At 73.0% G+C, this 11,741-nt stretch carries 12 protein-coding genes; 4 read left to right on the forward strand and 8 right to left on the reverse strand.

The annotated features are described in order from the left end of the window. Positions 1 to 236 precede the first annotated feature (236 nt). A complete protein-coding gene (locus SD460_RS34160; protein ID WP_290062062.1) occupies positions 237 to 1,196 on the forward strand; it encodes a DUF742 domain-containing protein in 960 nt (319 codons plus the stop codon). Between the two features lie 40 nt (positions 1,197 to 1,236). Continuing rightward, positions 1,237 to 1,902 (forward strand): O-methyltransferase, encoded by a 666-nt coding sequence (locus SD460_RS34165; RefSeq protein ID WP_290062056.1) that lies wholly within the window; start codon positions 1,237 to 1,239, stop codon positions 1,900 to 1,902. 108 nt (positions 1,903 to 2,010) lie between these two features. On the opposite strand, the gene SD460_RS34170 is transcribed toward SD460_RS34165, so the two are convergent. The 7 genes from SD460_RS34170 to SD460_RS34200 form a co-directional block, all read right to left on the reverse strand. Continuing rightward, entirely contained in the window at positions 2,011 to 3,081 is a 1,071-nt protein-coding gene (locus SD460_RS34170) for an HAD-IIIC family phosphatase (RefSeq protein WP_290062063.1), read from the reverse strand. Positions 3,082 to 3,107: 26 nt separating this feature from the next. Beyond that, the gene (locus SD460_RS34175) at positions 3,108 to 4,229 is read right to left on the reverse strand and encodes an acyl-CoA dehydrogenase family protein (protein ID WP_318307285.1); all 1,122 of its coding nucleotides are present in this window, start codon (positions 4,227 to 4,229) and stop codon (positions 3,108 to 3,110) included. Continuing rightward, positions 4,222 to 4,497 carry an acyl carrier protein gene (locus SD460_RS34180; protein ID WP_318307286.1) on the reverse strand — a complete coding sequence of 92 codons (276 nt, stop codon included), beginning with the start codon at positions 4,495 to 4,497 and terminating at the stop codon, positions 4,222 to 4,224. Before SD460_RS34180 ends, SD460_RS34175 begins: the two co-directional genes overlap by 8 nt. Further along, the gene (locus SD460_RS34185) at positions 4,498 to 5,355 is read right to left on the reverse strand and encodes a 3-hydroxyacyl-CoA dehydrogenase family protein (protein ID WP_290062059.1); all 858 of its coding nucleotides are present in this window, start codon (positions 5,353 to 5,355) and stop codon (positions 4,498 to 4,500) included. Positions 5,356 to 5,445: 90 nt separating this feature from the next. Next, positions 5,446 to 5,724, reverse strand: coding sequence for a hypothetical protein (locus SD460_RS34190; protein WP_290062060.1), 279 nt, complete (start codon positions 5,722 to 5,724; stop codon positions 5,446 to 5,448). A gap of 32 nt (positions 5,725 to 5,756) precedes the next feature. Further along, entirely contained in the window at positions 5,757 to 8,504 is a 2,748-nt protein-coding gene (locus SD460_RS34195; RefSeq protein ID WP_318307287.1) for an AAA family ATPase, read from the reverse strand. A gap of 13 nt (positions 8,505 to 8,517) precedes the next feature. Beyond that, positions 8,518 to 8,781 (reverse strand): Rv0250c family protein, encoded by a 264-nt coding sequence (locus SD460_RS34200; protein WP_290055937.1) that lies wholly within the window; start codon positions 8,779 to 8,781, stop codon positions 8,518 to 8,520. 191 nt (positions 8,782 to 8,972) lie between these two features. On the opposite strand from SD460_RS34200, the gene SD460_RS34205 reads away from it, so the two are divergent. Together SD460_RS34205 and SD460_RS34210 are read left to right on the forward strand one after the other, a co-directional pair. Next, the gene (locus tag SD460_RS34205; protein ID WP_290055936.1) at positions 8,973 to 9,770 is read left to right on the forward strand and encodes a thioesterase II family protein; all 798 of its coding nucleotides are present in this window, start codon (positions 8,973 to 8,975) and stop codon (positions 9,768 to 9,770) included. Between the two features lie 44 nt (positions 9,771 to 9,814). Then, positions 9,815 to 10,576 (forward strand): DeoR/GlpR family DNA-binding transcription regulator, encoded by a 762-nt coding sequence (locus tag SD460_RS34210; RefSeq protein WP_086865209.1) that lies wholly within the window; start codon positions 9,815 to 9,817, stop codon positions 10,574 to 10,576. 1 nt (position 10,577) lies between these two features. On the opposite strand, the gene SD460_RS34215 is transcribed toward SD460_RS34210, so the two are convergent. Then, positions 10,578 to 11,738: a cytochrome P450 gene (locus tag SD460_RS34215; protein WP_290055935.1), complete on the reverse strand. Its 1,161-nt coding sequence runs from the start codon at positions 11,736 to 11,738 to the stop codon at positions 10,578 to 10,580. Between the last annotated feature and the right edge of the window lie 3 nt (positions 11,739 to 11,741).

An 11,741-nucleotide genomic window follows, 5' to 3' on the forward strand; every position in this document is an offset into this window, starting at 1 on the left:
TACCGTCACCCACCGGCGGTGTACCAGAGGGTGACGTGGCTCTCCAGCCTAAGACGACCAATGTTGGTTTAACAAGTCCAGCACCTTCGTTTTGTCTGCGGTTGGCCCCTGCCGACAACGCACTACCCACGAAGACCCAGAAATCCCTACATTAAGGCAAAGTGACTTGACACCCCGCCAGGGCCGTGGGTGAAGGTGGCTCGACACCCCGCCCGACCGGTTTCGAGGCCGCGAACATGAAAAACTCCCACGATCGCCGCCCGGCGAAGCTCGGATCAGCCACCCTGTCCTTCGGCGGGTGGGGCGACTACGAGGTGTGGGCGGCGCATGGATTCACACCCAAACCCAACTCGGACCCCGGGCACGCGCCGGAGCCGCAGGCCGAGGGCGGTGAGGGAGCGGCCGAGCCAAGCCGTGACGAGGGTGAGGGCACGTCCGCTGCCTCTCGGGCCCGGGGTGAGCGCGCCGGCGGGTCAGCCGACGCCGCTGCCCGTGCGACCGGCACCGGCGCGCGGGGCAAGCGCGCCGGCAAGTCCGCTGCTGCCCGCACCCCCGGCCGGGGCAAGGCGAGCAGTACTGGCAAGTCGGCCGTCCCCGCCACCGGCGAGGCGAGCGGCCCCAGCAAGTCCGACCCCGGTGCCCGTAATTCCGGTCCGCACCGGAACGGCGCCGGTGAACCCACTCGCAAGCCGCGGCCCGGTCAGCCCCACGATCCCGCCGAGGACGATCGCACCCGCGGGCGACGAGCGGCCAGCCTCGGTACCCGGCTCGAAGAGCCCGGCACCACAGCGCCCAATACCCCAGCAGCCGGCACCGCAGCGCCCAGCACCCCAGCGGCCAACACAGTCCCAACCACCCGGGAACGCCCCCGCCCCTACGTCCGCGGCAGCACCCCGCCACCCCCGCGCGCCCGGCACCTCCTGCCTCCCGAAGTCATGCTCTTCGCCACCGGCCGCCACCGCGGCGCCGCCGGGCTCGACCAGGACCTCGCCGCCCTGTGCCGGATGTGTCAGATCCCCACCTCCATCGCCGAGGTCTCCGCCTACCTCCGGCAATCCCTCGACGCCACCCGCGACCTCGTCCAGCACGGGATCGACCGCGGGCTGCTCGTCGCCGACGTCGCGGAGCTCGGGACAGCCGGCCGCCCGCCGCTCGCTCTCCTGCAGCGCGTCCACCAGGGACTGCTCCGCCTGTGAACTAGACCTTTCCAGGACCCGGCGAACCTAGGCTTCCGCCATGGCGACCCAACTACTGGCGTCCTCCGACGTGCTCGGCTACGTGAGCGAGCATTCGCAAGCCGAGGACGAGATCCTGCGCGAACTGCGCGACGAGACGGCCTCGCTGCCCATGGGGGCGGCGATGCAGGTGTCCGCGGAAGAAGGCCGGCTGCTCGCGCTGCTGGTCAAGCTCACCCGGGCGCGGCTGGTGGTGGAGGTCGGCACCTTCACCGGCTACAGCTCCCTCTGCATGGCCCGGGCGCTGCCCGCCACCGGGCTGCTCATCACCTGCGACGTCACCGACCGCTGGCCGGCGTTCGGCCGGCCCTACTGGCGGCGGGCCGGGGTCGAGGACCGGATCGACCTGCGGATCGATCCCGCCACGCAGGTGCTCGACGCCCTCTTCTACGAGTACGGGCCGGGCACGGTCGACCTCGTCTTCATCGACGCCGACAAGGTCGGGTACGCCGCCTACTACGAGGCCGCGCTCGGGCTGCTGGCCCCCGACGGGCTCATCGTCGTCGACAACACCCTCTTCTTCGGCCGCGTCACCGATCCCGAGGCCCAGGACCCCGACACGGTCGCCATCCGCGAGTTCAACCGCTTCGTGCGCGACGACCCGCGCGTGGAGATGTCGCTGCTGCCCATGGCCGACGGCATCACGCTCATCCGCAAAGCAAGCTGAAGGACCAGGACAGGCCGCCACGGACCCACCGTGGCGGCCTTTCCCCATGCCCCGCACCAAAAAAAGGGCCCGCCCCCGAACCGGGAGCGGGCCCTTCCTCCGAGAAACTCAGCGCACCCCGACCGGCTCGTCGAGGTCGGGTGCCACCAGGGTCACCGTCGTGGGCTCCTCCTGCGGCACCGGCTCCAGGTGCAGCCGCTGCAGCCCCGGCACCTCACCGGAAGGCAGCACGGCCGTGCACGCGCACGCGTCGTCGGCGAACCCCGCGAAGCGGTACGCGATCTCCATCATCCGGTTGCGGTCGGTCGGCCGGAAGTCGGCGACGAGGTGCGCGTCGGCGCTCGCGGCCTGGTTGGCCAGCCAGCGCAGGATGACCGAGCCCGCGCCGAACGAAACGACCCGGCACGACGTCGCCAGCAGCTTCAGGTGCCAGAACTCCTCGAACGTCTCGAGCAGGATCACCCCGACCGCGCCGTGCGGGCCGAACCGGTCGCGCATGCTGACCACCAGCACCCGGTGCGACGGGTCGTCGAGCAGGCCGCGCAGCTTTTCGTCGGAGTAGTGGATGCCGGTGGCGTTCATCTGGCTCGTACGCCGGGTCAGCTCCTCCACCCGGGACAGCTCGGTGTCGGTGGCCGGCAGGATCGTCATCCGCAGGTCCAGCGAACGCAGGAAGTCCTCGTCCGGCCCGGCGAACCCGGCCTGGGCCTCCTGCCGGCGGAACGACGCCTGGTACATCTGACGCCGCCGCCGCGAGTCGACGGTGATCGTCTCCGGGCTGAACTCCGGCAGGTTCGCCAGCTCCAGCACGTCTTCCGCGCGGTAGGTGCGCACCTGCGGGTGGTGGTAGGTCACCTCGGCCAGCTCGCTGTCGCGGTCGTCGACGAACGCGATCGTCTCGAGGGCGAAGTTCAGCTCGTCGGCGATCGCCTTGACCGACTGCGACTTCGCGTGCCAGCCGATCTGCGGCAGCACGAAGTACTCCGCGAGGCCCAGTTCCTCCAGCCGCGCCCAGGCGTGCTCGTGGTCGTTCTTGCTCGCGACCGACTGCAGGATGCCGCGCCCGTCGAGAGTCTTCACGAGCTGCCGGATCTCTTCGGCGACCTCGACCGCCCCGTCTTCGAGCAGCGTGCCGTTCCACAGGGTTTCGTCGAGGTCCCACACCAGGCACTTGACCATGGTCGTGCTTGCCACCGGAATCCTCCTCAGTCGCCGGTATTCACGAGGACACGGGTGTGCCCCGCCAGGATGAGCTGGCAGATCTCGTTGCTGCCTTCGATGAGTTCCATCAGCTTCGCGTCGCGGTGCGCCCGGGCGACCACGTGGCCGTCCTGGGCCGCGGCCGAGGCCAGCACCTGCACCGCGGTGCCCGAACCGCGGGCCGCCGCGGTCGAGCTGACGTACTTGGCCAGCACGGTCGCGACCACCATCTCGGGCGACCGCTCGTCCCAGGCCCGGCTCGCGTGCTCGCACACGCGGGTCGCGGCCTGCTCGTCGGCGTAGAGGTCGGCCAGGTGCCGGGCGACGAGCTGGCGGTCGGCCAGCGCCACCCCGCCCTGGTAGCGGTTCGCCGCGTGCGCGCCGGCCGCGGCCAGGCAGGCCCGCAGGATGCCGACGCAGCCCCAGGCCACCGAAATCCGGCCGTAGGCGAGCGCGGTCGTGATGAGCATGGACAGTTCGACCCCGCCGCCGCCCAGCACCGCCGAGCGCGGCAGCCGGACGTCGTGGAGCCGGACGGTCGAGTGGCCGGCGGCGCGGCACCCGCTGGGGTGCGGGACGCGCTCGATCGTGACGCCCTCGGCGTTCGACGGCACCACGACCGCGGTGCCGAGGCCGTCGAGCTCGCCGACGACCACGATCAGGTCCGCGTACGCCGCCGCGGTGATCCAGACCTTCTCGCCGTTGACGACGACGTCGTCGCCGTCGGCGCGGACGGTGGTGGCCACCGACGACAGGTCGCTGCCCGCCGCGGGTTCGCTGAAGGCCACCGCGGCCAGGTCGCCGGAGGTGAGCCGGCCGAGGTAGTCCGCCCGCTGGGCGCGGTCGCCGAAGCGCTGGATGGTCCAGGCCGCCATGCCTTGGGAGGTCATCACGCTGCGCAGCGAGCTGCACAGCGAACCGGCGTGCGCGGTGAACCAGCCACTGTGGACGCTGCTGGCGCCGAGACCGCCGTACCCGGCGGGCACCTCGGCGCACAGCAGGCCCCGCGCGCCCAGTGCGCGCAACAGGTCTTCGGGCAGCCGGCCGTCGACGTCCCAGGCCGCCGCCCGGTCACCGACGCGGGCGGTCAGCTCGGCGGCGGCCGCCGCGAGCGGGGACTCACTCATCGAGCAGGCGCCCCACGAGCGCCGTCATGCCTTCGACGGTGCGGAAGTTGTCGAGCTTGAGGTCCGGCCCGACGATCGCGATGCCGTAGGTCTGCTCGAGGAACACGACCAGCTCCATGGCGAACATCGAGGAGACCAGGCCGGTGCGGAAGAGGTCCTGGTCCTCCGGGACGTCCTGCTTGACGCGTCCGGTCAGGAACTCCCGGATCTCCCGCGTCACGGCCTCCGGCGTGCGTGCCGGGGTTGCGGTGGTGGAGACGTCGTTCACTCAGAACACCTTCCCGTACTCGTAAAAGCCCCGTCCGGTCTTCCGGCCGAGGTGGCCGTCGGCCACTTTGGACTGCAGCAGGGCGCACGGCGCGTGCCGCGGGTCGCCGGTGCGTTCGGCGAGCGCCCGCAGCGCGTCGGCGAGGTTGTCCAGGCCGATCAGGTCGGCGGTGCGCAGCGGGCCGGTCGGGTGACCGAGGCAGCCCTGCATGAGCTCGTCGACCGCTTCGACGGACGCGGTGCCTTCTTCGACCACCCGCGCCGCGTCGTTGATCATGGGGTGCAGCAGGCGGCTGGTGACGAACCCCGGCGAGTCGCGCACGACGATCGGGCGCCGGCTCAGCCGTTCCAGCAGGCCCAGCACGGAGTCCAGAGTGGACTGATCGGTGCGCGGCCCGCGGACGACCTCGACGTTCCGGATGAGGTAGGCCGGGTTCATGAAGTGCGTCGCCAGCAGGTCCGCGGGCCGCTCGACCGCGTCGGCCAGCTCGTCGACCGGGATGCCGGAGGTGTTGGTGATCAAGGGGGTTCCCGGTGCGACCAGCGCCGCCAGCTCACCGAGCACAGTGGCCTTGACCTTGTCGTCTTCGATGATCGCTTCGACGACCGCGGTCGCGTCCTTCGCCGCGTCCAGGCCGGTCGTCGCGGTCAGCTCGCCTTCGGGGACGTCGGGGAACGCGCCCATCAGCCTGCCGTGCCGCAGTTGCTGCGCCACGCGCCGCTTCGCGAGTTCGACCGCCTCGCCGTCGATTTCGACCAGGGTGACCGGAACTCCGTGTCCCAGTGCCATCGCCGTGATGGCCGAGCCCATCACCCCGCCGCCGATCACGGCCGGCCGATCCTGCGCCTGCCCGCCCACCGCGCCTCCCTGAGTCTTCGGGACTTTTTCCTTCGTGCGTCAGGAGCGTCGGTCACCGCGGTGGTACCGGTCAACGAACAGCGCGCATATCTAGGGTTTTCCGTCGGCCGCGCCGGTGCTCAGCACGCCCAGTGCCGCCAGGTCGCCCATCCACGCGCGCAGGGAACCGGTGAGCTCGGCCGGTTCGAGGTCGCACGTGGGCGCCAGCGCCAGCGCCGCGGCGGCCGGATCCCAGTCGTGCTGGGCCAGCGCGATCCACATCGCCGCGCCGAGGCCGCTGGCGAGCACGCGGTGCTCGCCGGTGGGCAGCACCATTTCGAGGACGCCGGTGTCGTCGACGATCACCGCGAGTCCGGGCACCGGGCGCATACCGCTCCCCCGCGTTCTCCGCGCGTCACCCGTCACAGCGCGGGTTCCGGCGCGATCAGGCCGCCGGGGAACCGCTCCTGCAGCTGGGTGCGGCCGTTGACGCCCAGCTTGCGGTAGACGCTCGTCAGGTGGATCTCGACGGTCCGCACGGCGAGCTGGAGCGCGTCGGCGATGGTCCGGTTGGTGGCGCCGGTCGCGGCGAGCTCGCCGACCCGCCGTTCCCCCAGGGTCAGCACGTCGGTCACGCTGCCGGTGACGGGGTAGTTGCGGCCACCGGCCGCGGTCACCCCGGCTTGGGCCTCCTCGGCCCGGCTCCAGAACCCCGAGCGCACCGAAAGGTCCACGGCGGCCCGGAACGCCCGGCGCGCGCCCTGGTGGTCACCGGCACGCAGAAGTGCTTGTCCCAACGCGGTTTCCGCTTCGGCGAGGTACCAGGACGCCGCCGTCCCGCCGAGCACCCCGGCCGCCGCGGTGAGGCCGTCGACGGCGGCGTCGCCTTCGGCCACCAGGCCGCGGCCCAGCAGCGCCAGCCCCCGTGCCGACGCCGATCCCCAGGCGCGGGCCAGTTCTTCGCCGTGCGCCACGAGGTCCGCGGCCTCCGCCCGCCGGCCGAGCCGGACGAGCACCCGGGCGCCGTCGAGCCACCACGGGACGAACAGCGGGTTGGCGCCGCCTTCCGCGCGCAGGGCGGCGCCGCACCGGCGCAGGTGCGCCAGCGCCCCTTCGAGGTCTCCGCGGGCCTCGGCGAGCCGTCCCCGCGCCAGCAGGTGGAAGGGGAAGCGCAGCACGGACCCGTCGGGCCCGGTCCGGTCGGCGCGGGCCATCGCCGCGCCCGCCCCGTCGACGTCGCCCTGCTGCAGCAGGACCAGCGCACTCGCGACCAGGGGCGCGGTCGCGAGCTCGGCGCGGTCGTCGCGCTCGGCGGCGCGCGCGGCCGCCGTCGCGTCCGAGAGCGCCCGTGACAGGTCGCCCGCCCCGCAGGTGAGCCACGAATGCGCGGTCAGGGCCACGACTTCCGTCCAGCCGGTGTCGTCGCGCACCGGGCCGGGCGAGAGGCCGCCCAGCGCGTGCAGTGCTTCGTCGACCTCGTCGGCGGCGAACAGGACGTAGGCGGCCAGCGAACACGCCCACCGCACCGAAGGTTCCGGGCGTTCGAGGGCCCGCCGCGCACAGGAGATCGCGAGGTCCCGGTCGGTGCCGCGGATCATGTGCGCCAGCGCGGCCAGCGCCAGCACCCCGACCTCGGGCGGGGTCTGGCCGGTCAGCGCGGACATCGCGGGCAGGCGCGCGCCGACCAGCTCCAGCGAGCCGGGCTGTTCGAACGCGACGGCCAGCAGCGCGGCCTCGAGCTCGGTCCGCAGGCCGCGATCGGCGTCGCCGGCCCGGTCTTCGTCGAGCTGCTCGAGGGCGCCGGTCAGCAGCCGCGTCGCCTCCTGCGGTTCGCGCGCCGACAGCGCGGCGATGGCCAGCTGCAAGGAGATCCGGGCCCGGCTGCGGGTGTCTTCGGCCAGTTCGGCCATGCCGGCCAGCGTCGCGTACGCGGCCAGCGGGTCGCGCACGCCGACCAGCCGGGCGAACTCGATCCGCACCGGCATGTCGTGCGGCCGGTCGGCGACGAGCACCCCGAGGTAGCGGGCGGCGTCGTGCGGCCGTCCCGACCGTTCGGCGGTGCGCGCGGCCTCGGCGAGCACGTCCCGCATCCACCGCTCCGGCAGCAGCCGGCGGCCGAGCAGGTGCGCGCCGACGTCCTCGGGCGAGCGGCCGCGGTCGTTGAGCAGCCGCGCCGCGGTCAGCCGCAGCGGGCCGAGCCGCCGTTCCGGCACGCCGGCCAGCACCGCGTCGCGGACCGCGGGCGAGGCGAGTTCTCCGCCGCCGTCGCGCAGCAGCCCTTCGGCGGCCAGGACGCCGAGCGCGTCGGCGGCGAGCGGTTCGGGCACGCCGCCGAGCAGGGCGACGAGCTCCACGTCGGGCGCGCCGAACACGGCCAGCGCCTCGGCGACGTGCCGGACGTGCTCCGGGCGGCCGGCGAGGACGCGCTCGACCAGCCGGGCGCGGGCGCCCGGGGCGAGCACGCGGGCCCGCGCCAGCGCCTGGTCGTCCGGGGCGAGTCCCTCCAGGTGCAGGGCCGCGCAGAGTTCGCCGAGGAGGGCGGGGTTGCCGCCGGTCAGCCGGGACAGCTCGCGCGCGAAGCCGGGTCCGGGCGGTTCGTGCCACCACGCGGCGGCGACCTCGGCGACCTCGGTTTCGCCGAAGTCCGCCAGGTCGACGGTCGCGACGTCGCCGGGCGGCAGCGCCATCGGCGGCCACAGCGGCCGTGCGGTTGGCCGCTGCGCGACCACGACGAGCAGGGGCTGCTCGGCGCCGCGGTGCGCCTGGTGCGCCAGCACCCGGACGGACGCCTCGTCGCAGTGGTGGAAGTCGTCGAGCAGGACGACGACGGGACCGGTCACGGTGAGCTCGGCCAGCCGGCGGCCCAGCCGCCGCGACAGCACCGGTACCGGCATGCCGTACCGGCTCCCGGCGTCCGGGAGCAGCCCTTCGGCCGCCCGTCCGGCGGTCCCGCCGCCCGGACGGCGGCAGGTCTCCGACAGCACGACCGCGCGGTCGCCGACCGACCGCGCGAACTCCGCCAGCAACGCCGTCTTGCCGGTGCCGGTCGCCCCGCGCACCCGCACCAGGGTCGCCGACCCGGCCCGCGCGTTGGCGAACGCCGAACCGAGGACTTCCCGTTCCCGCCGCCGGCCGACCACGCGCCCGGCGACGCCCGTCACCTCCGCCATCCTCACCCTGCTTTCACGGAAGGCGGCGGCCGCCCAGCCCCTCGTCGTCGGCACCGTGCCACATTTCGCGCGCGTACGGCGTATCCGGCACGAGCACCCGATCGGCGGCGGCCCGCGGCGTGGCGGGCAGCTCCCCCAGCCCGCTTTCGATCCAGCCGAGGTCGCTCATCAGGCGCCGCATCGGCGGGGTGTCACCGTGGATCCGGTGCAGCGACTGGATGGCACGGCGCAGCTCGGTCGCCTTGCGCCGGGCGGCGGTGAGCGCGTCAGCGGTCATCAGGACTCCTCCCGTCGGGCACGGCCGGATCGCGTGCCCCGCCGACGTTAGGTCGTCGCGCACCCGGAAAACCCCGAACCTCGGCGGGCTTCGGGTGAAGATCCCCCGGTGTGAGCGGCAACACTAAGGAATCCGTGGGGGCGGGCGGGGTTCACTGACGGACCTGACCCGCGTCGAAGGGAAACGCTCTCGTGAACATCGCGGACAACGCCACGACGTCGTGGATCCGCCGTTACCACCCGGCACCCGGCGCGGGCACCCGGCTCGTCTGCTTCCCCCACGCCGGCGGCTCGGCCAGCTACTTCCACCCGGTCTCCGCGCGGTTCGCGCCGGACGTCGACGTCGTTTCGCTGCAGTACCCGGGGCGCCAGGACCGCCGCCGGGAGCCGAACCTCGCCTCGATCGCCGAGCTGGCCGACCTGATCGCCGACGAGCTGGCCGCCCTCTCCGACAAGCCGGCCGTGTTCTTCGGGCACAGCATGGGCGCGGTGCTCGCCTTCGAAACCGCGTGGCGGCTGGAACTGCGCGGCCTGCGGGCGCCGGGGGCGATCGTCGCGTCCGGGCGGCGCGGGCCGTCGACCTTCCGCGACGAGCGGATCCACGAGCGCGACGACGACGGCGTGCTCGACGAGGTCCGGGAACTCAACCGGGTGGACCGGACGGTCATCGGCGACGACGAGATCCTGCGGATGGCGCTGCCGGCGATCCGCGCCGACTACCGGGCGATCGAGACCTACGCCTGCCCGGCCGGGCGCCGCGTCCGCTGCCCGGTCACCGTGCTGATCGGCGACCAGGACCCGAAGGTGACCGCCGAGGAGGCCGGGAACTGGGGCGAGCACACCGAAGGCGGCCTCCGGCTGTCGGTCTTCCCCGGTGGGCACTTCTTCCTCGCCCGGCACCAGAGCGCGGTGAACGCGGAGCTCCAGCGGGAGCTCCAGGCCCTGGCCGCCCCCGCGGCGGCATTGCCTTCCGGGCGTGATTCAACATAAAGTAACATCAGCAACCACACAGAACGACATGGGCGGGGGTCGCGGTGTACGCGGAAGAGCGTCAGCAGCTGATCCTCGAGCAGGCCCGGTCCCGCGGCCGGGTCGACGTGGCCGAACTGGCCGGCGAGTTCGCCGTGACGACGGAGACGATCCGCCGCGACCTCACCACGCTGGAACGCCACGGGTCGCTCCGCCGGGTGCACGGCGGGGCGATCCCCATCGAGCGCCTGGGGTTCGAACCGGCGTTGAACACCCGCGAAAGCGTGATGACGGCGGAGAAGAAGCGCATCGGCAAGGCCGCGCTCGCCGAACTGCCCGCGGAAGGCGCGATCCTGCTCGACGCGGGCACGACCACCGCGCACCTCGCGGAAGCGCTTCCCATCGACTGCAACCTCACGGTGGTCACCAACTCGGTGAACATCGCGCTGACGCTGTCCAAGCGTCCCAACCTGACGGTGATGCTGGTGGGCGGGCGCCTGCGGGCGCGCACGCTCGCGTCGGTCGACTCGTGGGCGTTGCACTCGCTCAGCGAAACGTTCGTCGAGGTGGCGTTCATGGCGACCAACGGCCTGTCGGTCGAGCGCGGCCTCACCACCCCGGACCCGGCGGAGGCGATGGTCAAGCGCGCCTCGATCGCCGGCGCCCGCCGCGTCGTGCTCCTCGCCGACCACACGAAGGTCGGCAACGACCACTTCGCCCGCTTCGCCGAGCTGTCCGAAGTGGACACGTTCATCACCGACGGCGGCATCGATTCCACGGTGGCCGCCGAAATCGAACGCGAAGGCGTGAACGTCCTGACCGCGTGAGCTACCAGCGCACCGGCAGCTCGTAGAGTCCGAAGAGGACTCCGTCGTGCTTGAACTCCAGCTCGTCGGCGGGCACCGCCAGCCGCAGCCGCGGCACCCGCTCGAACAGCGTGGTCAGCGCGACGTCCATTTCCAGCCGGGCCAGGTGCTGCCCGATGCACTGGTGGATCCCGTAGCCGAAGGCGACGTGGTGGCGCGCCGAGCGGGCCGGGCAGAACTCGCCGGCGTCCTCGAACACGGTCCCGTCGTGCCCCGCCGCCAGCCCGAGCGGCGCGACCCCTTCCCCGCGGCGGATGAGCTGGCCGGCGATCTCGAGGTCCTCGGTGGCGACGCGCAGGCTGACGACGTCGGAGATCGAGAAGAACCGCAGCAGCTCCTCCACGACACCCTCGTGCCCGATCCACTGCGGGTTCTCCAGCAGCGTCACGACCCCGAGCGACAGCATGTTGGCGGTGGTCTCGTGCCCGGCGACCAGCAGCAGCATGGCCACGCCCAGCAGCTCGGCGTCGTCCAGCACCCCGCCGTCGATCAGCCGGCTGATCAGGTCCTCCCCCGGCCGCGCCCGCTTCGCCGCGATCAGCTCGGCGAGGTAGGTGTTGATTTCCCCCAGCGCGACTTCCCGCTGCCGGGCCGTCGAAGCGAGGCTGACCAGGACACGGGTGCGGGACTCGAAGTGCTCGTGGTCCGCGTAGGGAACCCCGAGCAGCTGGCAGATGACGAGCGACGGCAGCACGAGGCAGAAGGCGGACACGAGGTCCGCGGAGTTCCCGGCGGCGAGCATGGCGTCGATCCGCTCGTCGACGACCTGCTGCACGCCGGGCCGCAGTTCACGCACCTTCCGCACGGTGAATTCGGGGATGAGCAGCTTCCGGTACCGCGTGTGCTCGGGCGCGTCCATGGCCACGAACCACCCGGGAAGCGCTTCCGGCGCCCCGCCGGTGGCGGGAAAACCCGGCTTCGACGGATCGGAGCTCAGCCGCGGATCGGTCAGCGCGGCCCGGACGTCCTCGTGCCGCGCGACGAGCCAGACGGGCGTCCCCCCGGGCAGCACGGTCCGGCACAACCCGGGCCGGGACCGCAGCTCGGCATAACCCTCGGGCGGAGTGACCTGACCGGGCGCCCGCCGCGGGAAGCCGACGACCCCGGGTTCCGTGCTCACCATGCC

The organism is Amycolatopsis solani, from assembly GCF_033441515.1.
GTDB classification, from domain to species: Bacteria; Actinomycetota; Actinomycetes; order Mycobacteriales; family Pseudonocardiaceae; genus Amycolatopsis; species Amycolatopsis solani.

Excerpts from the sequence above, each read along its gene's own strand:
- SD460_RS34160 (WP_290062062.1), top strand. The coding sequence starts at position 237 with ATGAAAAACTCCCACGATCGCCGCCCGGCGAAGCTCGGATCAGCCACC.
- SD460_RS34165 (WP_290062056.1), top strand. The coding sequence starts at position 1,237 with ATGGCGACCCAACTACTGGCGTCCTCCGACGTGCTCGGCTACGTGAGC.
- SD460_RS34170 (WP_290062063.1), bottom strand. The coding sequence starts at position 3,081 with ATGGTCAAGTGCCTGGTGTGGGACCTCGACGAAACCCTGTGGAACGGC.
- SD460_RS34175 (WP_318307285.1), bottom strand. The coding sequence starts at position 4,229 with ATGAGTGAGTCCCCGCTCGCGGCGGCCGCCGCCGAGCTGACCGCCCGC.
- SD460_RS34190 (WP_290062060.1), bottom strand. The coding sequence starts at position 5,724 with ATGCGCCCGGTGCCCGGACTCGCGGTGATCGTCGACGACACCGGCGTC.
- SD460_RS34195 (WP_318307287.1), bottom strand. The coding sequence starts at position 8,504 with ATGGCGGAGGTGACGGGCGTCGCCGGGCGCGTGGTCGGCCGGCGGCGG.
- SD460_RS34200 (WP_290055937.1), bottom strand. The coding sequence starts at position 8,781 with ATGACCGCTGACGCGCTCACCGCCGCCCGGCGCAAGGCGACCGAGCTG.
- SD460_RS34215 (WP_290055935.1), bottom strand. The coding sequence starts at position 11,738 with ATGGTGAGCACGGAACCCGGGGTCGTCGGCTTCCCGCGGCGGGCGCCC.